20 protein-coding genes are annotated in these 20,606 nt (G+C 71.0%); 9 read left to right on the top strand and 11 right to left on the bottom strand.

What is annotated here, in order from left to right; all coding sequences use genetic code 11:
• Nucleotides 1-20: 20 nt before the first annotated feature.
• The 7 genes from ACFWHU_RS16510 to ACFWHU_RS16480 all read right to left on the bottom strand — a co-directional run bounded on the left by ACFWHU_RS16510 (nt 21) and on the right by ACFWHU_RS16480 (nt 7,316).
• Nucleotides 21-899 carry an ABC transporter ATP-binding protein gene (locus ACFWHU_RS16510; protein WP_385792577.1) on the bottom strand — a complete coding sequence of 293 codons (879 nt, stop codon included), beginning with the start codon at nt 897-899 and terminating at the stop codon, nt 21-23.
• Nucleotides 896-1,843, bottom strand: a complete 948-nt coding sequence (locus ACFWHU_RS16505) for an ABC transporter ATP-binding protein (RefSeq protein WP_387225355.1) — start codon at nt 1,841-1,843, stop codon at nt 896-898. Before ACFWHU_RS16505 ends, ACFWHU_RS16510 begins: the two co-directional genes overlap by 4 nt.
• Nucleotides 1,840-2,730, bottom strand: a complete 891-nt coding sequence (locus ACFWHU_RS16500; RefSeq protein WP_387225354.1) for an ABC transporter permease — start codon at nt 2,728-2,730, stop codon at nt 1,840-1,842. The genes ACFWHU_RS16505 and ACFWHU_RS16500 overlap by 4 nt, the downstream gene beginning before the upstream one ends.
• A 3-nt stretch (nt 2,731-2,733) precedes the next feature.
• The gene (locus ACFWHU_RS16495; RefSeq protein ID WP_387225353.1) at nt 2,734-3,762 is read right to left on the bottom strand and encodes an ABC transporter permease; all 1,029 of its coding nucleotides are present in this window, start codon (nt 3,760-3,762) and stop codon (nt 2,734-2,736) included.
• Between the two features lie 46 nt (nt 3,763-3,808).
• Nucleotides 3,809-5,380: an ABC transporter substrate-binding protein gene (locus tag ACFWHU_RS16490; protein ID WP_387225352.1), complete on the bottom strand. Its 1,572-nt coding sequence runs from the start codon at nt 5,378-5,380 to the stop codon at nt 3,809-3,811.
• A gap of 530 nt (nt 5,381-5,910) precedes the next feature.
• The gene (locus ACFWHU_RS16485; protein WP_387225405.1) at nt 5,911-6,795 is read right to left on the bottom strand and encodes a DsbA family protein; all 885 of its coding nucleotides are present in this window, start codon (nt 6,793-6,795) and stop codon (nt 5,911-5,913) included.
• 86 nt (nt 6,796-6,881) lie between these two features.
• Nucleotides 6,882-7,316, bottom strand: coding sequence for an RrF2 family transcriptional regulator (locus ACFWHU_RS16480; RefSeq protein WP_385792572.1), 435 nt, complete (start codon nt 7,314-7,316; stop codon nt 6,882-6,884).
• Between the two features lie 138 nt (nt 7,317-7,454).
• Here ACFWHU_RS16480 and ACFWHU_RS16475 point away from each other — a divergent pair, with 138 nt between their 5' ends.
• Entirely contained in the window at nt 7,455-7,961 is a 507-nt protein-coding gene (locus tag ACFWHU_RS16475; protein WP_385792571.1) for a cupin domain-containing protein, read from the top strand.
• Between the two features lie 197 nt (nt 7,962-8,158).
• Complete coding sequence (locus ACFWHU_RS16470) at nt 8,159-8,704, top strand: EF-hand domain-containing protein (protein ID WP_387225351.1); 546 nt, start codon at nt 8,159-8,161, stop codon at nt 8,702-8,704.
• Here ACFWHU_RS16470 and ACFWHU_RS16465 read toward each other — a convergent pair.
• Complete coding sequence (locus tag ACFWHU_RS16465) at nt 8,701-8,973, bottom strand: hypothetical protein (protein ID WP_387225350.1); 273 nt, start codon at nt 8,971-8,973, stop codon at nt 8,701-8,703. The genes ACFWHU_RS16470 and ACFWHU_RS16465 overlap by 4 nt on opposite strands.
• A 188-nt stretch (nt 8,974-9,161) precedes the next feature.
• On the opposite strand from ACFWHU_RS16465, the gene ACFWHU_RS16460 reads away from it, so the two are divergent.
• Together ACFWHU_RS16460 and ACFWHU_RS16455 are read left to right on the top strand one after the other, a co-directional pair.
• On the top strand, nt 9,162-10,070 hold the full coding sequence (locus ACFWHU_RS16460) for an aminoglycoside phosphotransferase family protein (RefSeq protein WP_387225349.1): 909 nt from the start codon (nt 9,162-9,164) through the stop codon (nt 10,068-10,070).
• Between the two features lie 205 nt (nt 10,071-10,275).
• Nucleotides 10,276-10,782 (top strand): potassium channel family protein, encoded by a 507-nt coding sequence (locus ACFWHU_RS16455; RefSeq protein ID WP_385792567.1) that lies wholly within the window; start codon nt 10,276-10,278, stop codon nt 10,780-10,782.
• Nucleotides 10,783-10,844: 62 nt separating this feature from the next.
• On the opposite strand, the gene ACFWHU_RS16450 is transcribed toward ACFWHU_RS16455, so the two are convergent.
• Both ACFWHU_RS16450 and kdgD read right to left on the bottom strand, forming a co-directional pair.
• Nucleotides 10,845-11,822 (bottom strand): 2-hydroxyacid dehydrogenase, encoded by a 978-nt coding sequence (locus ACFWHU_RS16450; protein WP_387225348.1) that lies wholly within the window; start codon nt 11,820-11,822, stop codon nt 10,845-10,847.
• On the bottom strand, nt 11,819-12,739 hold the full coding sequence (gene kdgD / locus ACFWHU_RS16445; protein ID WP_385792565.1) for a 5-dehydro-4-deoxyglucarate dehydratase: 921 nt from the start codon (nt 12,737-12,739) through the stop codon (nt 11,819-11,821). The genes ACFWHU_RS16450 and kdgD overlap by 4 nt, the downstream gene beginning before the upstream one ends.
• 414 nt (nt 12,740-13,153) lie before the next feature.
• Here kdgD and ACFWHU_RS16440 point away from each other — a divergent pair, with 414 nt between their 5' ends.
• The 5 genes from ACFWHU_RS16440 to ACFWHU_RS16420 are packed head-to-tail and all read left to right on the top strand — an operon-like array spanning nt 13,154 to nt 19,585.
• Nucleotides 13,154-14,800, top strand: coding sequence for an ABC transporter substrate-binding protein (locus tag ACFWHU_RS16440; protein WP_387225347.1), 1,647 nt, complete (start codon nt 13,154-13,156; stop codon nt 14,798-14,800).
• Between the two features lies 1 nt (nt 14,801).
• On the top strand, nt 14,802-15,731 hold the full coding sequence (locus ACFWHU_RS16435) for an ABC transporter permease (protein WP_385792563.1): 930 nt from the start codon (nt 14,802-14,804) through the stop codon (nt 15,729-15,731).
• A 14-nt stretch (nt 15,732-15,745) separates the two neighbouring features.
• Nucleotides 15,746-17,779: a dipeptide/oligopeptide/nickel ABC transporter permease/ATP-binding protein gene (locus ACFWHU_RS16430; protein WP_387225346.1), complete on the top strand. Its 2,034-nt coding sequence runs from the start codon at nt 15,746-15,748 to the stop codon at nt 17,777-17,779.
• Nucleotides 17,772-18,875 carry an ABC transporter ATP-binding protein gene (locus ACFWHU_RS16425; protein ID WP_385792561.1) on the top strand — a complete coding sequence of 368 codons (1,104 nt, stop codon included), beginning with the start codon at nt 17,772-17,774 and terminating at the stop codon, nt 18,873-18,875. Before ACFWHU_RS16430 ends, ACFWHU_RS16425 begins: the two co-directional genes overlap by 8 nt.
• Nucleotides 18,872-19,585 (top strand): sulfite exporter TauE/SafE family protein, encoded by a 714-nt coding sequence (locus tag ACFWHU_RS16420; protein ID WP_385792560.1) that lies wholly within the window; start codon nt 18,872-18,874, stop codon nt 19,583-19,585. Before ACFWHU_RS16425 ends, ACFWHU_RS16420 begins: the two co-directional genes overlap by 4 nt.
• Before the next feature lie 26 nt (nt 19,586-19,611).
• Here the strand turns inward: ACFWHU_RS16420 and ACFWHU_RS16415 are convergent, their stop codons facing one another.
• Complete coding sequence (locus ACFWHU_RS16415; protein ID WP_387225345.1) at nt 19,612-20,598, bottom strand: 2-hydroxyacid dehydrogenase; 987 nt, start codon at nt 20,596-20,598, stop codon at nt 19,612-19,614.
• Nucleotides 20,599-20,606: the final 8 nt, after the last annotated feature.

Below are 20,606 nucleotides of genomic sequence, written 5' to 3'. Positions count from 1 at the left end.
CTTCCTGTCTGTCGTGGGGCTCAGGCGTTCAGCAGCGCGCGCAGGGCTTCGCGCTCGGCCCTGTCGGCCGGGGCGGTGTGCAGGGTGGGCGCGGAGCGGACGAGCAGGCGCGTGTACGGGTGTCGCGGCTCGCTGATGACGTCGCGGGCGGCGCCGACCTCGACGAGTTCGCCCTGATGGAGGACGGCGATGCGGTCGGCGATCCCGGCGACGGATCCGAGGTCGTGGGAGATGAAGACGAGGGAGACCCCGGTGGCGCGCAGTTCCTTGAGGATCCCGAGGATCTGGACGCGGTTGGCGGAGTCCAGGGCGCTGACGGGCTCGTCGAGGATCACCAGCCGGGGCTCGGTGATCAACGCCCTTGCCACCGCGACGCGTTGGCGCTGCCCGCCGGACAACTCCCCGGGCAGCCGGGCGAGAAGTTCTTCCGTGAGCCGGACCCGGGCGAGGAACGCGCGTGCGCGCTCGGCCGCCTCCTTGCCCGGTACACCCCGGACGAGCAGCGGCTCGGTCAGTGAGTCCTCGACGGTGAGGTCCGGGTCGAGGCTGCGCAGCGGGTCCTGGAAGACGTACTGGATCACCCCGCGCCGGCGCAGGTCGCGCCACTGCCGCTGTCCGTACGCGCTCACGTCCTCGCCGCCGATGACGACCGAACCGGCTGAGGGGCGTACGAGGCCGAGTACGGCCCGCGCGAAGGTGGACTTGCCCGATCCGGTCTCGCCGATGACGCCGACGGTCTCGCCGGGCGCGACGCTCAGCGAGAGGCCGGCCAGGGCGCGCCGGCGCCGGCGGCGCGAACCGTAGTGGACCTCCAGGCCGGTGACGTCCAGGACCGGTTCCCGGGTCCGGGCGGCGTCCGCGGATTCGGTGGGCGCCTTTCCCGGCGACTCGGCGGTCACGACGCCTCCTTGGCTACCGCGGGGGTCTTCGGGGCGAGGAACTTCTCCAGGCCGTACTCCTCGTGCCCGGCGATGAGCAGCCGGGTGTACTCGTGCCGCGGATCGTGCAGCACCGAACGTGTCGGACCGCGCTCCACGACCTCGCCCTCCCTCATCACCAGGACCTCGTCGCACATCTGGGCGACGACGGCCAGGTCGTGGGAGACGACGACGAGGGCCAGACCGGCCTGTTCGCGCAGGTCGGTGAGGAGGTCGAGGATCTCGGCCTGGACGGTGACGTCGAGCGCCGTGGTGGCCTCGTCGGCGATCAGGAGTTGCGGGTCGGCCGCGATCGCGGCCGCGATCAGCACGCGCTGGAGCATGCCGCCGGACAGTTCGTAGGTGTACTGGCCGTAGACCAGCTCCGGGTCACGCAGTTGGACCGCCCGCAGCAACTCCAGGGCGAGCTGCCGTGCCGCACGCCGCTTCAGCCCCTTCTTGACCCGGATCACCTCGGCGATCTGCGCGCCCATCCGGATCGAGGGGTTGAGGTAGGACGCCGGATCCTGGAAGACGGCGCTGATCGTGCCGCCCCGCAGGGCCGTCCACTGACGCGGCGTCAGCGTGCTGATGTCGGTGCCGTTGATCGCGATCGATCCGCCGGTGACATCGAAGTGCGGGGGCAGGATGCCCAGCGCGGCGCGGCAGGTGAGGGTCTTGCCGCTGCCCGACTCGCCGACGATGCCGACCGTGCTGCCCGCGGTGAGTTCGAAGCTCACCCCGTGGACGATCTCGCGGCGGCCGGCCCGGTCACCGACGCGTACGTCGCGCAGGGCGAGCACCGGCGGGGTCGTGGCACCGGCCGTGGGACCGGCCGTGTCGGGTGCGGTGGTCCTCGGGGTGTTCTCCGGGGCCCGCGGGCTCTGCCGGGTCCGGGGGGCGAAGTTCTCGGACAGCGTCGTCATGACGTACCTCCGGCGGGGGCGGGGCCGGCCATGTCGAGGCGGTCGGCGCGGGCCTCGCGGTTGTTGAGCAGTGCGCGCCCGGCCTCGCCGGACACGTCACGGATTGCGTCGGCGAGCAGATTGGCGGCCCAGACGGTGGCCATGATCAGCAGTGCGGGAGGCAGCGGCGCCCACGGCCGGTGGCTGAGATAGCCGAGGTCGGAGGCGAGCAGACCGCCCCAGGTGGGTGCGGGCGGCTGGACGCCGATGCCGAGGAACGTGAGGCTCGCGACGATCACGAAGCCGACGCCGATGGTCTGCGCGAGCGCGACCGCTATCGGCGGCAGCACCTTGGCCCAGACATGGCGGCGTACGACCCAGCCCAGGGACGCCCCCGAGATGAGCGCGGCCTCCACATAGTGCGAGCGGGCGACCGAGAGGGTGGCGGCGCGGGCCACCCGGTAGAACAGTGGGGACACCAGCGCGCCCGTGACCAGCATGGCCTGGGTGATCCCGTTGCCGAGCAGTGCGATCACCGCGACGGCGAACAACAGGAACGGCAGCGCGACCAGTGTGTCGGCCAGCCGCAGGGTGAGCCACTCGAAGACGCGGCCCAGATAGACCGACAGGATGCCGGGAATCGCGCCCACCACCAGTGCCACCAGGGCCACTTCGAGTGAGCCGAGCACACTGACGCGCGATCCGTCGAGCAGCCGGCTGAACACGTCGCGGCCGAGGTAGTCCGTGCCCAGCCAGTGGGCGCCCGACGCGGCGGCGAGCGTGTTGTCGCTGGTGGCCAGCGGATCCTGCGGGGCGAGAAGCGGCCCGAGGACGGCGAGCAGGGCGATCACGGTGAGGATGACCACGGCGATCCGGCCGGAGGTGAGTGAGAGGACGCGGCGCACCATGGTTCACACTCCCCGCTGGGACGCCGGCGTCACGCGCGCCAGCATCAGGTTGACGATCAGGTTGAAGCCGACGACAAGGACGATCGACACCACGAGGACTCCCTGTACGGCGGGTACGTCACCGGCCTGGGCCGAGTCGTTGGCGAATCTGCCGAAGCCCTGGAGACCGAAGATCCACTCCGTCACGACGGAGGCGCCCACCAGGGACGGGAACTTCAGGCCCAGGGTGGCGAGCGTCGGCCCCAGGCCGTTGCGCAGCACATGGCCGAAGAAGATCCGGCGGGGGCTCAGCCCTCGTACCACCGCGCCCGTCACGTAGTTCTCGGAGTAGGCGGCGATCAGACTCGTACGCAACTGGCGGGCGACGTCCGCGATGACGTCGAAGCTCAGCGCGACGGCGGGCAGGGTGATGTGCGCGAGCCACGGTCCGACGCCCTGCTCGGCCGGGACGTAGCCGGCGGCCGGGAAGAGCTGGAGCCCGACCGCGAGGACCGCGACCAGCACGATGCCGACCACGAACGCGGGCATCACCGAGATGACGGTGACGAAGCCCGTGATCGACCGGTCGATCCAGGTGGTGCGTCGCAGGGCCGCCAGCGTACCGAGGAGGAATCCGACGACCACCCCGATGACCAGCGCGAATGTCGCGATCGACAGGCTCACGCCCAGACCGAGGCCGATGAGTGCGGAGATGTCCGCGCCGTTGGTCCAACTGGTGCCCAGCTCACCGTGGAGAACACCGCCGAGCCAGTCCCCGTACTGGACGAGGAAGGGCCGGTCGAGGCCCCATTGGGCCTCGACCCGGGCGATCGCCTCGGGCGTCGCCTCCTCGCCCAGCTGGATACGCGCGGGGCTGAGCCCGCTGAGCGAGCGCAGCGCGAACGTCACGAACGTCGCGACCAGGAAGACCGGTACGAAGATCGCGACCGACCGGGCGACGACGCCGACGACGCGGCGCAGCGCGTGCCGCGTCCTGGCCGCGGCGACCCCGTGCGGCCGGCCGGGCGCCGGCTCCACCGCGGTCCTCGTCATGGGGATGCCTCCTCTCTGTGTTGGGCTGATCCGCTGTGGACGAGGCTCAGTTGGAGCCGGTGACGGTCACGCCGGTCCAGTCGATGTGGGCCGGATTGCCGGGCAGGTCCGAGATCGACCTGCTCTTGGCGATCAGGTTCGGCGAGGAGTACGTGAAGACCAGCGCCTCGCTCTTGAGACCGGCACGGGTCGCCGCCTGGAGGACCTTCGGGTACTCCGCCGCTTCCAGCGGTGTCTGGCGCACCTTGGCGATGGCCGCGTCGAACCCGGCCGGCTCGTAGGGCGAGCTGAGATTCAGCGGGCCGTCGGGACCGAAGTGGGCGGTGAGGGTCTGCGCGGCGGAGTCACGTCCCGTGGTGCCGTAGAGCGAGAACGTCAGGTCCTTGGCGAAGAACGGGGTGGCCCAGTTCTTGTCGATCTTGATGTTGACGGTGATGCCGACCTTGGCCAACTGCGACTGGACGATCTCGGCCTGTGGGTCCTCGGCGGGGATGACCAGGTCGAGCTTGATGTCCCCGGCCCGGTGACCCGCGTCGGCGAGGAGTCTCTTCGACTTCGCGGGGTCGTACGGGTAGGCGTCGCGGGAGTCCGGGTCGTAGGCGACGTAACTCTCCGGGAACGGCTGGTTGGTCACCTCGCCGTAGCCGAACGTCATCTTGTCGACGAACTCCTGGCGGTTGACCGCGTGGCGGACGGCGTCGACCACCCTGCTGTCGTCGAAGGGGGCCTTGTTGACGTTGAGGCTGATGTTCGAGGCGTTGAAGCCGGGCTGGACGAAGACGTCCAGGCCGGCCTTCTTGGCGGCGTCCGCCTGGCTGGGCTCGATGTCCGCGAAGTTGTAGACGCCGGTCCGGAGGCCGGAGACGACGGTGGAGGCGTCGGGCGCGGACGTCAGCTCGACGTTGTCGATGTGGATGTTCTCCGCGTCCCAGTAGTCCGGGTTCTTCTTCAGCACCGCCTTGGTGCCCGGTATCAACTGCGTCACGATGAAAGGCCCTGCGCCGACCGGGGCGCGGTCCAGCTCCTTCGGGGACTCGGCCGCCTTGGGGCTGGCGATCTGGAGGACCCGCTGACCGAGCAACTGCGGTATCTGGTAGTCGACCTGACCGAGGTTCACGATCGCGTCCAGTCCGTCCGCCTCCACCGACTCGATCGAGGTCAGGTCGCCGAAGAGTGCGGAGTCCTGCTGTTCCTTCGCCCGTTCGACCGCGGCCTTGACGGCGGTGGCGTCCAGGGGTTCGCCGTCGCTGAACTTCAGGTCAGGACGGAGATGGAAGGTGATCCGGTCGCCCTTGTCGTTGTACTCCCAGCTCTCGGCGAGATCCGGGACCGCTTTGCCGCTCTCGTCGGTTCGCGTCAACGAGGCGTAGACCAGGGCGAGTTCGCGGAACTGGGCGCCGCTGCCGCCGACCACCGGGTCCCAGTGGGTCGGGAAGTAGGAGGAGGTCCACTTGAGTGTGGCGTCGCCGCCCGAGGTGGCGGCGTCGCCGCCGCACGCGGCGAGGGACGGGACGAGCACGGTGACGAGCGCGGTGCCGAGGGCGGCGAGGCGCGGCCGGTCGGCCTGTCGGCGGGATCGGAGGTGCGATGGGCGGCGGAGCGTGAGTCGTCCGGACATGTCTTTCTCTCTCTGATGATCCGTGCCCGTGACGGGGCGCCGGGATCGGCGGACGAAGGGGCCGTATCGGCGCGGACGTCGGCTCGTGCGGGAGCGGGCATGCCGACGGAGGCTTCGTTGCACACGTCGGGGACGCCACGTCCCGGGGCGGGGGCGGCGACGATTCGCGGGGCGGGCCGGAGTACGGCGAAACGCGGGGGAGTTGGAGTCCGCTCGGATTCGCCGGACCGGTCCTGGGTGTTGGGTGGCGGCGCGGATTGACGGCTACCGCCGGCGGCGACCGGCGACGGTCCGCGCGGCTCGACGGAGCGGCGGACCGGCGATGTCGCCGGGGGCGTTCAGGCGCCGGTGGGCCGTGGGCGGCCGGCGGTCAGCGACAGAGAGCGCTGGACGTGCGCCGCAGATCCACGTAGCGGCAGAGCACACCGGGATGCGTCGTCTTCATGCGGCACATCCTGGCGTCAGATCTCGGCGCCTGTCAATGGACACCAATTGGTGTCTCATTGGGCGGGACGGTCTCTGACCGCAGATCAGGGGCTCGCGGGACCGGAAGGGGTGACCTCGGGACGCGCCGCGGCCTCGTCCGGATGCAGCCACACGGGGCCGCTCGCGGTGTCCAACCGGACGGCGTGCGGCGGCGGCCAGGCGCCCTCCGTCAGCACCTGCCGCTCGGGCTCGGTCAGGCTCCGATGACGCTCCAACGCCCCTGCCGGGGACAGTGGTTCGGCCGGCTTCGGCAGCCCCGGGCGAAGTTCCTCGACGGCCGCCACGTAGGCCTCGAAAGGCCGCCAGCCGGGCACCACGCGGTGTGTCGCGCCCAGGTGGAACACCAGCGTGGGCAGCGCGTAGCGGTGCCCACCGTCGAGGGTCTCCTTGGCCGCGCCGGGATGCGGCGACTCGTCCCGTACGGAGAGGACTTCGGGCACCGGGCGGCGTGCCTCCGCGCGGTCGGCGCGGACCCGCTCCAGCACGTCGGCGCAGGCGGCGTCGGCCGCCAGGCGCCGCGGATCCAGACCGGGTACGCCGCGAGCCGCGGACAGCGCCAGCGCGGTGGTGTCCGCCGGTTCGCCCCGTACGAAGACGCTCTCCCGCAGGCGCCGCAGTACGCGCTCGGCCACGTCCGGGCCCTGGAACTCGGCGGCCTTGGCCACGAGCGAGGACGGCCAGGAGCTCGCCGCGACACGCTTCAGCAGAAGCGGGCGCGGAGCGAGGGTGTGCGCGCTGATCTCGGTCACATAGCGCGTGTACCAGGCCGTCTCCGCCGCCGGGTCGGGCGCCGGATCGTCGTCGTGGTCGAAGAGGATCGCGTACGCGCGCCGCCAGCGGACCTCGCCGGTCAACGAGGCCCGCAGCTTGCGGAAGGTGGGCTCGGATCCCCAGGCCCAGGGGCACAGCGGGTCGGTGTACTCCACCACCTCCAGCACGGCCGACGACTCCGCCGCGAGCGGTGCCCGGGTCGCCTTGCGTGGCTGAGGCGCGTGACGTGCTCGGGGCGCGTGCGTCACGCGGCGCCGACCCTGGAGTCCCGCCCGGCCGCGCCCGCGGGCAGCAACGAGGCGAGGGTCCGCCCGCCGAGCAGCGCCGTCGCCTGGGCCTCGACCTGCCGCCACACGCCGGGCAGCGCTCCGGCGGGGCCGGGGTAGTCGAGCCCGGCCGGCGACTCGCCGCGCAGCGTGAGCACTTCGCCGTCGACGGCGCGTACGACGTCCAGCAGGGTGATGTCCTCGGCGGGCCTGCCGAGCCAGTAGCCGCCCTCGCAGCCGCGCTGGCTGCGGACGAGTCCCGCCTTTCGCAACTCACCGACCACGGACTTCAGGAAACGGAACGGGATTTCCTGCGAGGAGGCGATGGCCTCGCAGGTGAGCGGACGGGCGGGCTCACACGCGAGCTCCATCAGGGCGCGGGTGGCGTAGTCCGCCTTCGCGGAGATATGCATGACCACATCATGCCGGACCGCCCGCCCGAGGAGAGGGCTTCCGCCGGTTCGATGGTTCTGTTTCGGCAACATTGCCGCAGGTGAACGGTAATGGACATGTCTTGACATCCTTTCCGGGGCCGTCCTAACGTCCCGGCCATGAGCGAGCAGTTGACGACCCCCGGTGAGGGGTTCCACCCGCACCTCCCCGACGCCCCGGACCGCCCCGCGGCGTCGTTGCGCACCCGTCTGCACCACATCCGCGCGGACTCGCTCGACGGCGACACGGCGCAGACCGGCGGCATGCGCAGATTCTCGGCCGTCAGCGGAAGGACCGTCGGCTCCGAGAAGCTGTGGATGGGTCAGACGCACGTGGCCCCCGCGACCTCCTCGTCCGACCACCACCACGGCGAGTCCGAGACCGCCATCCATGTGGTCAGCGGACACCCGGAGTTCGTCTTCCTGGACGACTCCGGCGACGAACCGGAGGAGGTACGGCTGCGCACCGCCCCCGGGGACTACATCTTCGTCCCGCCGTTCGTGCCGCACCGGGAGGAGAACCCCGACCCGACGGAGGAGGCGGTGGTCGTCATCGCCCGCAGCACCCAGGAGGCGATCGTGGTGAACCTTCCCCGGCTGTACGCGCTGCCGAGCGACGAGGCCTGACCGGGACGCCGACCGGGGACGCCTGACCAGGGCGCGGACGCTCCTCTGAAGGGTGAACCATCGAGCGCATGTGCCCGTGGATGTGCGGGCGCGCCTCCGCCTACAGTTTTGGACTGTCAGCCGTCTCGACGGTCGTCGTGGCGGTCGCTGCGGTTCGTGGGTTCGTGGGTTCGGTTCGGCGTCGAGGGAGGCCGCTCATGGCCAGCTTGTTTCAGGAGCGCAAGCTCAAGGGGATGTTCGCCGCGTTCGACGCGGACGGCGACGGCTATCTGCGTCAGCAGGACTTCGTGGCGCTCGTCGCCCGCTGGAGCCGGCTGCCGGGAGTGGAACCCGGGACGGAGCTGCGCGCCCGCGTGGAGTCGCTGCTGATGGGGTGGTGGACAGCGCTTCTGGAGGTCGGGGACGCCAACGGGGACGGCGCGGTCGATCTGGACGAGATGCTCGCGCTCGTCGACCGGCTGCCGGCCATGGTCGCGGACGTCACCGCGACCGCCGACCTCGTCTTCGACGCCACGGACGCCAATGGCGACGGACGTATATCCCCGGAGGAACACCACCGGCTCGTCGAGACCTGGAACGGGCAGCCCGTGGACATGACGGGCGTCTTCGAACTGCTCGACCTGAACGGCGACGGCCACCTCAGCCGCGAGGAGTTCGCGCTGTTGTGGCGCCAGTTCTGGATCAGCGACGACCCGGCGGAGCCGGGCAACTGGCTCTGCGGCCGGTTCCCCGACGGGTTCTAGCAGTGGTAACCGTCGGGACACTCGGCGAGCAGTACCGCGAAGACCCAGATGTAGAGGATCGGTACGCCCGACACCGCTCCCATGACGGTGAAGCGACGGCGGGCCCGCCGTCGATGCCCGACAAGCGCCACCACGAAGCCGACTACCGGCGCCACCACCGCACTGACCAGAGCGGCCACCGCGAACTCCATGCCGAACTGCGCCCGCACTCCCGGAAAACCCATCGCCAGGGCGGTCACGGGAGTCAGCAGGATGAGCGGGGAGGCCATCCACCACCATGACAGCGCCCTGATCGTCCGATCCAGCCCGGAAGAGGCCGGGCCATCGGGCGGCGCGTCAGCGGGACTTCGGTCCGAAGCGACGCCGGGTGATGACATGCCGTAATCATAGGCAGTCCCGCCGCCGGGTCATCGTAAATGCGTTGCCCGGCGTGATCGCCGGGCGCGATGATCGCGGGATGGCTTCAACTCCCCCCGACGGCCGCGCCGGTATCGACGCGGCCCTGGTGAAACGTCTGATCGCCGCGCAGTTCCCGCAGTGGAGCGCGTTGCCCGTCACCCCCGTGGAGGTCGACGGGTGGGACAACCGGACGTACCGGCTCGGCGACACCATGACCGCCCGGCTGCCCACCGCCGCCGGCTACGTCCCCGCCGTCGACAAGGAGAACCGGTGGCTGCCCCGGCTGGCGCCCCAACTGTCCGTCGCCGTACCGCCGGTGCTCGGCCTGGGGGTTCCCGGTGAGGGATATCCCTTCCCGTGGTCCGTGCGCGGCTGGCTGCCGGGTGGGACGGCGCGGCCCGAGCGGATCGGGGACATGCCGCGGTTCGCGGCCGAGGTGGCCGAGTTCCTGCTCGCCCTCCAGCGCTGCGACACCACCGACGGCCCGGCCGCGGGGGAGCACAGCTTCTACCGGGGAGCGCCGCCCGCCCACTACGACGACGAGACGCGCCGCTGCCTCGCCGCGCTCAAGGGCCGGGTGGACACCGACCGGGCCACCGCCGTGTGGGAGGCGGCGCTCGCCGCCGAGTGGCGCGGCGCGCCGGTCTGGTTCCACGGCGACATCGCCTCCGGCAACCTGCTGGTCGACGACGGGAAGCTGACGGCCGTCATCGACTTCGGTACGTCGGGGGTCGGCGACCCCGCCTGCGATCTGGTGATCGCGTGGGGGATGTTCCACGGCGAGAGCAGAGCGGCGTTCCGGCGGGTGGTCGGTCAGGACGACGGCACCTGGGCGCGTGCCCGTGGCTGGGCGCTGTGGAAGGCGCTGCTGGTGCTGTCCCAGAACATCGACACGGACGAGGAACTGGCCGCGGTCAACCGGCATGTGATCGATGAAGTCCTGGCGGACCACGACGACTTCGCCTGACGGCCCGGACCGGACCCGGCCTCGGGCGCCGACGACCATATCGGCGTTGTCCCACACCGTGTCCTCAAGGCACCTGTGTGAGCAGTGCCGACGACCCCGGGGACCGGCAGGTCTGCGGCGAAACCCCGGAGCCGTGACACCCGCGCTCCGGCCCGCAGGGTGTGTCCTGCTCCCCGCACGCTTCGGCCACGGCTAGTTTCGGTCCATGCCTCCGCTCTCGCCGCTCTACCTACTGCGCAAGCTGCTGGGCAACGAGCGGTGGCAGCGGCTGCATGTGAAAGCCTCCGCGTGGGCGGCCGTCGGTGTCGTCCTGGTGCTGCTGCTCGGTTCCTGGATCATCGTCCCGTTCGAGTCGTCGGCGCCCCGGGCGACCATCACCTCGTTCCCACTGGCGCTGTGGTGGTCCGTGGAGACCGCCACCACCGTCGGGTACGGGGACCTGTACCCGGTCACCGCACCCGGTCGCGTCATCGCGGGCATCGTGATGCTCGTCGGGATCTCGGTCTTCAGCATCGTCACCGCCTCCCTTGCCACCTGGTTCGTGGGCAGCGCCGCGCGCAGGGCCCGCCGGGTGGCGCTCGCCCTGGAACACGCCGGGGCGGAGGGGGAGACGGACGCCGCCCGCGAGCTACGCGCCCTGCACGCCCGCTTCGACCGCCTCGAACACCTGCTGGCCCGGGGCCCCGGAAACAGCCCCGAGCCTCCCGTCTGACCTCCCGCCCCGGCGCGCGCCCTCGTACCGGAGCTGGGCCCGGCCGCCCGCCGGCCGGGACATCACGCCGTGGGCGGCGCCGGTACGGGGGTGACCAGGGTGCCCTCGGTCATGAACCGGTGGAGGTTCTGGAAGGCGAGTTCCCCCATGGCCTCGCGGGTCTCGTGCGTGCCACTGGCGATGTGCGGCAGGAGCACCACGGTGTCGAGCTCCAGCAGGGCCGGCGGGACACGCGGTTCGTCGACGAAGACATCGAGCGCCGCTCCGGCGATATCGCCCTTCACGAGAGCGGAGACCAGGGCCGGTTCGTCGATCACACTGCCCCGCGCGATATTGACCAGATAGCCGCGCGGCCCGAGCGCTTCGAGCACGTCCGCGGAGACCAGACCCCGGGTGCCGTCACCCCCGGCGGCCGCGACCACGAGGACATCGGCCCCGGCGGCGAGCGCGTGGGGTGAGTCGGCGTAGCGGTACGGCACGTCGTCCGCCGCCGTGCGCGAGTGGTAGCTCAGCTCGACGTCGAACCCTTCGAGCCGGCGGGCGATCGCGCGCCCGATCCGGCCGAGGCCGAGAATGCCGACCCGTTTTCCGCTCACCTTGGTGGTGAGGGGGAAACCGCCCGGAACCCAGTCGCCCCGGCGTACATAACGGTCGGCGGCGGAGAGCCGGCGCATCACGTCGATCAGCGCGCCCACGGCCAGGTCGGCCACGCAGTCGGTGAGCACGTCAGGCGTGTTGCTCACCTCGATCCCGCGCGCCCTCGCGCGCGGGACGTCCGTCGTCTCGTAGCCGACCCCGAAGTTGACGATGGCGCCGAGCCGGGGCAGCGCGTCCATGAGATCGTGCGAGACCCCGGTCCGCGCCCGGGTCACGACCGCCACCACCTCGTCGCCGCGTTCCCGCAGATACGCGGCGGGATCGGCCAGCTCCGTCAGCCGCACCGTGCGGTGGTGCGCCGCGAGCGCGGACTCCAGCGAGGCGGGCAGCGGGCAGACCTGGAGGACGGTTCCGTCGTGCGGTGCGGGCGAGGAGGACGTCACGCGGGAAGCACCTTCTCCACCAGCGCCTTGAGCTCACCCAGTTCTGTGGCGGTGAGGTCGGTCAGCGGCGGGCGTACGGGGCCCGGGTCCCGGCCGGTGGCCCTCAGCCCGGCCTTCACGATCGACACCGCGTAGCCGGGCTGTCGGTCACGGATGTCGAGATATGGGAGGACGAACTCGTCGAGCTTGCGGTAGACCGTCGCGGCGTCGCGTGCGCGCACCGCGTCGTAGAAGTCGAGCGCGAACTCCGGGATGAAGTTGAGCAGCGCCGAGGAGTAGGTCGTGACACCCATCTCCAGATACGGCAGGGCGTACGTCTCGGCCGTGGGCAGTCCGCCGATGGACAGCAGCCGCCCGTGCAGCCGCGCGTGGATGCGGGTCATCAGGTCGACGTCACCGATGCCGTCCTTGAACCCGATCAGGTTGGGGCAGGTGTCGGTGAGTTCCCGTACGGCGTCGTAGCCGAACGCGGCGTTGGCGCGGTGGTAGACGATCACACCGAGGCCGGTCGCCTCGCACACCGCGCGGACATGGGCGACCAGCCCCGGCTGGGACAGTTCGGTCAGATACGGCGGCAGCAGGAAGACGCCCGACGCGCCCGCGGCCTCTGCGTCGCGTGCCATCGCGACCGCCTGCGCCGTGCCGTAGCCGGCCGGTGCCACCACGGGCTTGTTGTCGCCGGACGCCGCGACGGCCGCCCGTACGACCCGGGCGACCTCGGAGGGCGTGAGCGCGAAGAACTCGCCGGTGCCGCCCGCGGCGAAGACACCGGACGTCGGCAACGAGGACTGCCCCGCGACGTGTTCGCGGTAGGCGTCCTCGTCGAAGCTGAGATCCGGCCGCGCGTGGGTGACGGGGAAGGACAGCAATCCCGTGCCGAGGACGGACCGCAGGGTCTCCGGGTCGAACAGCGTCATGGTGGTGCTCCAGGGTCGAGGGACTGCCCGGAGCGTATGGGCGCCAGCGATACCTGTCTAACACCAAGAACGCATCAGTTGATACCCGTTGAGCATGACTGGGCAGGATCGGGCATCGGTGGCGGTCGCCAACCGACTCGACCGGCCCCCGTGGAGCCCGGCGTACTCGGCCCCGTAGCGTCGTGAAGACCCACCGCCCGCCGTGGGCCGAGCACACCAACCCCGTGCTCAGCGCGCTGCGGGAACTCGCCTCGACCGGTCCCGGCGCCCTTGAGGTCTCCGGTCACACCCCTTGACGGCCCCAGAGGGCAAGCCTACGGTTCCGTCTACAAATGCAGACTGGGTCCGCATTTATAGACAGCTTTCGCTGGCTCTGCGACTCCGGTAGCACCAACTCAGCCCATCGGAGAGACGATGCTGTCTTCCGTACGTCGATCACCCCTGCTTTCCGCCCTGTACAAACCGCCTCGTTCCCAGCCATCCGCACCATCTCCCGGGCGCCGTCGGCGCGGCAGGGCGCCGACCGCCGGACTCGCCGCCGCGGCACTGCTGTTCACCAGCGCGTGCACGGTCGCCAACAGCGACACCGGCGGCGACATCGGCGCGGCCGGCGGCAACACCCTGCGGATCGTGCTCGATCAGGAGCCACCGACCCTCGAACCCTGCGAGTCCTCACTCGCGTCGACCGGCGTCGTGGTCCGCTCCAACGTCACCGAACCGCTGGTCGAGCGGGATCCCGACTCCGGCGAACTCCAGCCGCTGCTCGCGACCGGCTGGCGCCAGACGGCGCCCACCACCTGGAGTTTCGACACCCGACCCGGTGTCACCTTCCAGAACGGACAGAAGTTCACGGCCGAGGACGCCGCGTTCTCCATCGACCGCGCGGTCAACTCCGATCTCTCCTGCAACGTCGACGGCTACGTCTTCGACGACTCCGGAGTCGAGGTCCGCGCCACGAGCGACACGACCCTGACGGTCACCACCGCGAAGCCCGACCCGATCCTTCCCCTGCGGCTGAGCTTCATCGAGATCGTTCCGCGTACGACCAGCACCGAGGCCAAGGTCAGGAAGCCGGTCGGCACCGGCCCGTACGCCATCGGCGGCTGGCAGACCGGTGTGTCCATCACGCTCGACCGCAACGACACGTACTGGGGGAAGGCGCCCGCGTACGCCCGCGCCCGCTACGTATGGCGGTCGGAACCGAGCGTACGCGCCGCGATGATCACCAAGGGCGAGGCCGACCTCGCGACCGCTCTCGACCCGAAGGACGCCACCGAGGAGAACTCGGTCGCCTATCCGAACAACGAGACGACGGCGCTGCGGCTCGACGGGCGCGAGGCCCCGCTCGACGACATCCGGGTCCGCAAGGCGATGGACATGGTCATCGACCGGCAGTCCATCTCCGAGACCCTCTTCGGTGAACTGGGCGAGCCCGCCGCGCAACTCGTCCCCAAGGGCGTGGTGGGCTTCAACACCGACCTCACCCCGACAGAGCCCGACCTCAAGGCGGCCCGCGCACTCGTGAAGGCCGCGGCGGCCGACGGCGCACCCGTCGACCGGAAGATCACCCTGGTCGCGCGCAACGGGCAGTTCCCCCGGGTCGCCGAGACCGCCGAGGCACTTCAGTACCAGATGGCGCGGCTGGGGCTGAACGTCAAGATCCTCATGACCGACACCGCCGCACACCTCCAGTACCAACTGCGGCCCCTGCCCGAGAACGTCGGGCCGATCGCCCTGCTGATCATGCACGGCAACCAGGCGGGCGACGCGGCGTTCACCGCCAGTCAGTACCTGCTCAGCGGCAGTCCCCAGTCGACCTTCGGGACACCGGAGTTGGACCGACGGGTCGCGGCGGCGACCGCGCTGGCCGGTGAGAAGCGCCAGAAAGCCTTCGCCGAGGTCTTCGCCTACCAGAACGAGGCCGTCGCGCAGTACGTCCATCTCGCGCACATGCGCGGACTGCTCGGTCTGTCGTCGTCGGTGCGCTACCAGCCGAACTCCGCCACCGGTGACGAACTGAGACTGGCCGCGGTCAGCCGCGCCGAGGGAAAGAGCCGCTGACATGACGACCTTCCTGCGCAAACGGATCATATCGAGCGCGATCCCGCTGGTCTTCGTGGTGTTCGGCGTCTTCTGCCTGGCACGGCTGACCGGCAACCCGGTCAACCTCTACCTGCCGCTGAGCGCCACCTCCGACCAGCGCGCCGCGTTCTCCGCCGAGCACGGCTTCGACCAGTCGATCGGCGCCCAACTGTGGGACTACCTCGGCCAAGTCGTGCGGCTCGACTTCGGGACGTCGCTGCGCACCGGGCAGTCGGCCGCCGACATGGCGCTGACCGCGTTCCCCGCGACGCTCCAGCTCGCGGCCGTCACGATGGTCATCGCCGCGCTGGGCGCGGTCCTGATCGGGAGCATCGCCGCGTACCGGCCGAACTCCGTCGCCGACCGGATCGCCAGCTTCCTGGCGATGGCCGCGGCCAGCATCCCGGACTTCTGGTTCGCCATCACCGGAGTACTGATCTTCGGCGTCAACCTGGCCCTGCTGCCCACCTCCGGCGTCTCCGGCGGGCCCGAGGTATGGGTGCTGCCCATCGCCACCCTGCTGATCCGCCCGTTCGGCGTGCTCGTCCAGGTGGTCCGGGGAGCCATGGTCGCCGCGCTCTCCGCGCCGTACGTCAAAGTGGCCCGCAGCAAGGGCGCCAGCGAGAAGCGAGTGGTCTTCGGCCACGCCCTGCGCAACGCGATCACGCCCGGCCTCACCGTCGCCGGCGACCTCACCATCGGCCTCGTCAACGGTGCGGTGGTCGTCGAGACGATCTTCGGCTGGCCGGGCATCGGCAAGCTCATGATCGACTCGATTCTCCAGCGGGACTTCGCCGTTCTCCAGGCGGCCGTCCTGCTGACGGCCCTGACGATCTTCGCCCTGAACATCCTCATCGACGTCTGCTACGCGCTGCTCGACCCCCGCGTCCGACAGGCAGTACCGGCGTGACCGAAGGAGCCACGATGACCGCCACCGTCACCGCCACCGCAGACCCACCCACCGGTACCGCCACCCCCGGCACCCGACCACCACGCTGGTGGACCCTCCTCGGCAAGGACCGCGTCGCGGCCGTCGCCGCCGTACTGCTCGCACTGGTCTTCCTGGTCGCGCTGATCGGCCCCCTGCTGATCGGCGACCGCGCCGCACGGCAGGACCTGGCCGCCTCGCTGCGCCCGCCCTCCTTCGACCACGGCTTCTACGGACTGCTCGGCACGGACGTCCTCGGCCGCAGCGTGCTGGCCCGGCTGATCGAGGCGGCCGCCACGACCCTGTCCGTCGCCCTGCCGGCCGTGGTGTGCTCACTGGTGATCGGCTCCGCGATCGGCATGTGGGCGAGCTACCGCGGCGGTTGGCGGGAGAGCGCCGCGATGCGCGTCGCCGATGTGATCCTCAGCTTCCCCTCCCTGCTGCTCGCCGTCGTCGTGCTCTACGTCTTCGCGCCCAGCGCCACGAACATCGTGCTGATCCTCGCGCTCGCCCGGATCCCGGTCTATCTGCGGACCGCGCGCGCCGAGGGCACCGAACTCAGGAGCCGCCTCTTCGTGGACGCGGCACGGACGTTCGGCACCGGCACATGGCCGACGATCTACCGGCACATCCTGCCGATCGCCATGCCGACGCTCCTCACGGTCGCCACCCTCGACTTCTGCTTCGTCATGCTGACCGAGTCGTCGCTGAGTTTCCTCGGCATCGGCATCCAGCCGCCGGAGATCAGCTGGGGACTGATGGTCGCCCAGGGACGTCAGTACCTCCAGACGGCCTGGTGGATCGCGGTACTGCCCGGACTCGCCATCGTTATCACCACCGTGTCGGCCACGGTGCTGGCCGCGTGGGTACGGCTGGCGACGGACCCCGCGCAGCGCTGGCGCCTGACGCTGCCGAGGAAGAAGCGCCGGCAGCCGGCCGGGGGCGACAGCCCCGAGCCCGCCCGACCGGTGTCGGCGGCGGGTACGGCGAAGACGGCAGAGGTGTCCGAAACCGCGCGGCCCGAAAGCGCGGTCGCCGAGGACGGCGGGAGCCGTCGCGCGCTGGAGGTCGAGCGCCTCAGCGTCGACCTGCGTACGCCCTCCGGCACCGTCCGCGCCCTGGACTCGGTCGGCTTCACCCTGGACAAGGGACGCACCCTCGCGCTGCTCGGCGAGTCCGGCTGCGGCAAGTCGATGACCGCGCAGTCGATCGCCGGGCTGCTGGAGCCCGTCGCCGACGTGGTCGGCGGAGCGATCCGCGTCGGCGGTACCGACGTACTGCGGCTGAGCGCCACCGCGCGCAAGCGGCTCGCAGGACCGGTGCTGTCGATCGTCTTCCAGGACGCGCTCACCGCGATGAACCCCGTACAGACCGTGGGCAAACAGCTCGGCGAGCCGTTCCGTATCCATCGCGGCCTGTCCAGGCGTCAGGCGAGGGAGAAGGCGATCGAGCTCATGGAGACCGTCGGCATCCCCGAACCGCGCGCCCGCGCCCGCTCGTATCCGCACCAGTTCTCCGGCGGCATGCGCCAGCGGCTGCTCATCGCGATGGCCGTCGCGCTCGGACCCGACGTACTGATAGCCGACGAACCGACCACCGCACTCGACGTCACCGTCCAGGCGCAGATCATGCAGCTGCTGCGGGACCTCCAGGCCGAGCGCGACATGGCGGTCCTGCTGATCACCCATGACCTCGCCGTGGTCTCCGAACGCGCCGACGACGTCGCGATCATGTACGCGGGCAATGTGGTGGAGACCGGTCCGGTGCGTGAGGTCTTCGCGAATCCCCGCCACCCCTATACGAAGGGCCTGCTCGACTCCGTACCCGAACACGCCGAGAGGGGCGGCCCGTTGCCCGCCGTACCCGGCAGCCCGCCCGAGCTGAGCGCGGTGCCGCCGGGATGCGTCTTCCAGGCGCGCTGTCCGCTCGCCAGGGAACGCTGCGCCGAGGAGCGTCCCCGCCTCGTGACCGACGACGGGGCGAGTCGCGCGGTCGCCTGTCACTTCTCCGAGGAGCTCACCCGTGTCTGAGAACACCACCTCCGGGACATCCGCGCCGCTGTTGGAAGTCACCGGGGTGACCAAGTCGTTCCGGGTCCCGCGCAACGCCGCCGGACACAACAGGCTTACCGCGCTCGACGGCGTCGACCTGCGCCTCGGCCGGGGCGAGACCCTCGGGGTGGTGGGCGAGTCCGGCTGCGGAAAGTCCACCCTGGCCCGGGTGCTGCTCCTGCTGGAGCGGCCGGACTCCGGGACCGTGCGCTTCGACGGGACCGACCCCTTCTCCCTGAAGAAGAAGGAACTGCTGGCCTGGCGCCGACGGGTCCAGATGGTGTTCCAGGACCCCTTCGCCTCGCTCAACGCCCGGATGTCGGCGGCCGACATCATCGGCGAACCGTGGCGCACCCACCGGGACGTGGCACCCACCGCGCGGGCGCGGGAGACCCGCGTACGCGAACTGCTCGACCTCGTCGGGCTGCGGGCGGCCGACGCCTTCCGCTACCCGAACGAATTCTCCGGCGGTCAGCGCCAACGGCTGGGCATCGCACGCGCGTTGGCCCTGGATCCCGATCTGATCGTGTGCGACGAGCCGGTGTCCGCGCTGGACCTGTCGGTGCAGGCACAGGTACTCAATCTGCTCTCCGATCTCCAGCAGCGGCTTCAGGTCTCCTACGTGTTCATCTCCCACGACCTGTCGGTGGTCCGGCACGTCGCGGACCGGGTGTCCGTGATGTACCTCGGCAAGGTCATCGAACACGGCGCCACCGAGGACGTGTTCGACCGGCCGGTGCACCCGTACACGTCGGCGCTCATGTCGGCGGCCCCCGTGCTGGACGTCTCCGGCGCCCCGCCGCGCGGCGACCGCGTTCTGCTGAGCGGGGAGATCCCCTCGCCGCTCGACCCGCCGTCGGGCTGCCGGTTCCGTACCCGCTGCCGGTACGCGGTCGACAAGTGCGCCGAGGAAGAGCCACCGGTGAGCGTGCGCGACGGCTCGCACGAGGGCCTGTGTCACTTCCCGCTGAGTATCGAGCCACTGGGCGTCGGGGCGCTTGGTGTCGGGCCGGCGGGCGGCGGGTCGGTGGGCGGTGGGGGAGCGGTGGCCGGCCCGGCATCGGCGGACAGGTGAGCCTGCCGGTATTCGCCCTGCTCTCCGCGGTCGTCCTGCTGGGCACGGTGTTCCAGGTGTCGATCGGCTTCGGCCTCGGGCTGCTCGCCGCACCGGTGATCGCGCTGGTCGCGCCCGGCCTCGTCCCCGTCGTGCTGCTGCTCTCCACCGCCGTCACCGCCTCGGTGCTGCTGCTGGACGGCGCGCACGTCAACCTCCGTGGGGCGGGGTGGGCGCTGCTCGGCCGGGTACCGGGCGTGATCGCGGGCGCGGCGCTGGTGGCGCTGCTGCCCGCGCGGTGGCTGGCGCTCTGCGTCGCCGCCGTGGTCGTGGTGGGTGTTGTCGCGAGCGTCCGCGGCTTCCGGCCCACACCGACAAGGCGCGCCGTGGCGCTGGCGGGGATGGCTTCGGGACTGATGGGTACGGCGACCTCCATCGGAGGCCCGCCGATGGCCCTGGTCTGGCAGCGAATGACGGGGCCGGAGCTGCGCTCCACGATGAGCGGGTTCTTCCTCGCAGGTTCGCTGATGAGCCTGGTCGCGCTCGCGGCTGTCGGCGCGGTGCACGCCGACAGCCTGCGCTACTCGGCGCTGCTGGCCCCTGCCGCCGCCGGCGGTGTACTGCTGGCGCGCCCACTGTCCGACAAGCTGAACGTCGGTAGGGCCAGAGCGGTCGCGACGGCTCTGGCGGTGGCGGGCGCCGTACTGCTGACGGTGCGTCAGTTCATCTGATGTCGAAAGGCCCACCGGCGCCGTACTCAGCGCCCGCCGCGCACCACGTTCGTCAGAGGCTCGCCCTTGGACAGCCGGCCGATGTTGTCGGCGATCTCGCGCGCCCTGTTGGCGAACGTCTCCCGGGTGTGGCCGGAGTGGTGCGGCGTCATCACGACGTTGTCGAGCGTGTGGAACGGGTGGGTGTAGCCACGCGCACCGCCCCCGTCCTTGGGGTGGCTCCACCACACGTCCAGCCCCGCGCCGCCGATCCGCCGCCCGGACAGCGCGTCGAACAGCGCCTCCTCCTCGACGAGGGGGCCGCGCGCCACATTGATCAGCAGGGCGTGCAGGCGCATCCGGGCGAGCTGCGCCGCCCCGATCAGACCGGTCGTCGCCGCCGACAGCGGCACGGTCAGTACGACGACGTCCGAGCCCGCCAACAGGTCGTCGAGCCCGTCCTCGCCGTCAACCCGGTCCAGTCGCAGGTCACTTGGCAGGGGTGCCCGCGGATCGCGCCGTACCGCGCGGGCCCGCATGCCCAGCGCGGTCGTCGCCCGCACCACCTGCCGGCCGATCTCGCCGAGCCCGACGACTCCGACCGTACGCCCCGCGAGTGTGGTGCCCAGGGAGACACCTGGGTCCACCGCGACCGACTCCCAGGTCCCCTCGCGCATCAGCCGGTCCGCGCGCGGCACGCGGCGGGAGAGCATCAGCGTGGTCATCACGACGTGTTCCGCGATGGAGGGGCCGTGATGGAAGGTGTTGCAGACGGCGGTGCCGGGCGGGAGCGCGTCCATCGCGATCCGGTCGTACCCGGCGCCGGTGACATGCACCAGCCGCAGCCGGCCGGCGGTGCCGGCCACGGGGGCGGTCAGCCGGGAGGCCACCAGTACGTCGGCGTCCGGCAGTCGGCGCATGACGTCGGAGTCCGGCCGGTCGGCGAGGAACTCCCAGTCGTGGCCGTCCGCGCCGCCACGGGTCAACTCGTCGGAGAACCGGGTGAGGATGGGGTCGGTCAGCACGATTCTCATGACGTCTC

The sequence above is a fragment of the Streptomyces sp. NPDC060366 genome, from assembly GCF_042725135.1.
Taxonomy (GTDB): Bacteria; Actinomycetota; Actinomycetes; order Streptomycetales; family Streptomycetaceae; genus Streptomyces.
This window is presented reverse-complemented; position numbering and strand designations above follow the sequence as displayed.

What these genes read in the sequence shown, in the direction of transcription:
- ACFWHU_RS16495 (WP_387225353.1), bottom strand. Translation starts at nt 3,762, where the DNA reads ATGACGAGGACCGCGGTGGAGCCGGCGCCCGGCCGGCCGCACGGGGTC.
- ACFWHU_RS16430 (WP_387225346.1), top strand. Translation starts at nt 15,746, where the DNA reads ATGACCGCCACCGTCACCGCCACCGCAGACCCACCCACCGGTACCGCC.
- ACFWHU_RS16440 (WP_387225347.1), top strand. Translation starts at nt 13,154, where the DNA reads ATGCTGTCTTCCGTACGTCGATCACCCCTGCTTTCCGCCCTGTACAAA.
- ACFWHU_RS16500 (WP_387225354.1), bottom strand. Translation starts at nt 2,730, where the DNA reads ATGGTGCGCCGCGTCCTCTCACTCACCTCCGGCCGGATCGCCGTGGTC.
- ACFWHU_RS16465 (WP_387225350.1), bottom strand. Translation starts at nt 8,973, where the DNA reads ATGGCCTCCCCGCTCATCCTGCTGACTCCCGTGACCGCCCTGGCGATG.
- kdgD (WP_385792565.1), bottom strand. Translation starts at nt 12,739, where the DNA reads ATGACGCTGTTCGACCCGGAGACCCTGCGGTCCGTCCTCGGCACGGGA.
- ACFWHU_RS16455 (WP_385792567.1), top strand. Translation starts at nt 10,276, where the DNA reads ATGCCTCCGCTCTCGCCGCTCTACCTACTGCGCAAGCTGCTGGGCAAC.
- ACFWHU_RS16475 (WP_385792571.1), top strand. Translation starts at nt 7,455, where the DNA reads ATGAGCGAGCAGTTGACGACCCCCGGTGAGGGGTTCCACCCGCACCTC.
- ACFWHU_RS16415 (WP_387225345.1), bottom strand. Translation starts at nt 20,598, where the DNA reads ATGAGAATCGTGCTGACCGACCCCATCCTCACCCGGTTCTCCGACGAG.
- ACFWHU_RS16460 (WP_387225349.1), top strand. Translation starts at nt 9,162, where the DNA reads ATGGCTTCAACTCCCCCCGACGGCCGCGCCGGTATCGACGCGGCCCTG.
- ACFWHU_RS16490 (WP_387225352.1), bottom strand. Translation starts at nt 5,380, where the DNA reads ATGTCCGGACGACTCACGCTCCGCCGCCCATCGCACCTCCGATCCCGC.
- ACFWHU_RS16480 (WP_385792572.1), bottom strand. Translation starts at nt 7,316, where the DNA reads ATGCATATCTCCGCGAAGGCGGACTACGCCACCCGCGCCCTGATGGAG.
- ACFWHU_RS16435 (WP_385792563.1), top strand. Translation starts at nt 14,802, where the DNA reads ATGACGACCTTCCTGCGCAAACGGATCATATCGAGCGCGATCCCGCTG.
- ACFWHU_RS16505 (WP_387225355.1), bottom strand. Translation starts at nt 1,843, where the DNA reads ATGACGACGCTGTCCGAGAACTTCGCCCCCCGGACCCGGCAGAGCCCG.
- ACFWHU_RS16470 (WP_387225351.1), top strand. Translation starts at nt 8,159, where the DNA reads ATGGCCAGCTTGTTTCAGGAGCGCAAGCTCAAGGGGATGTTCGCCGCG.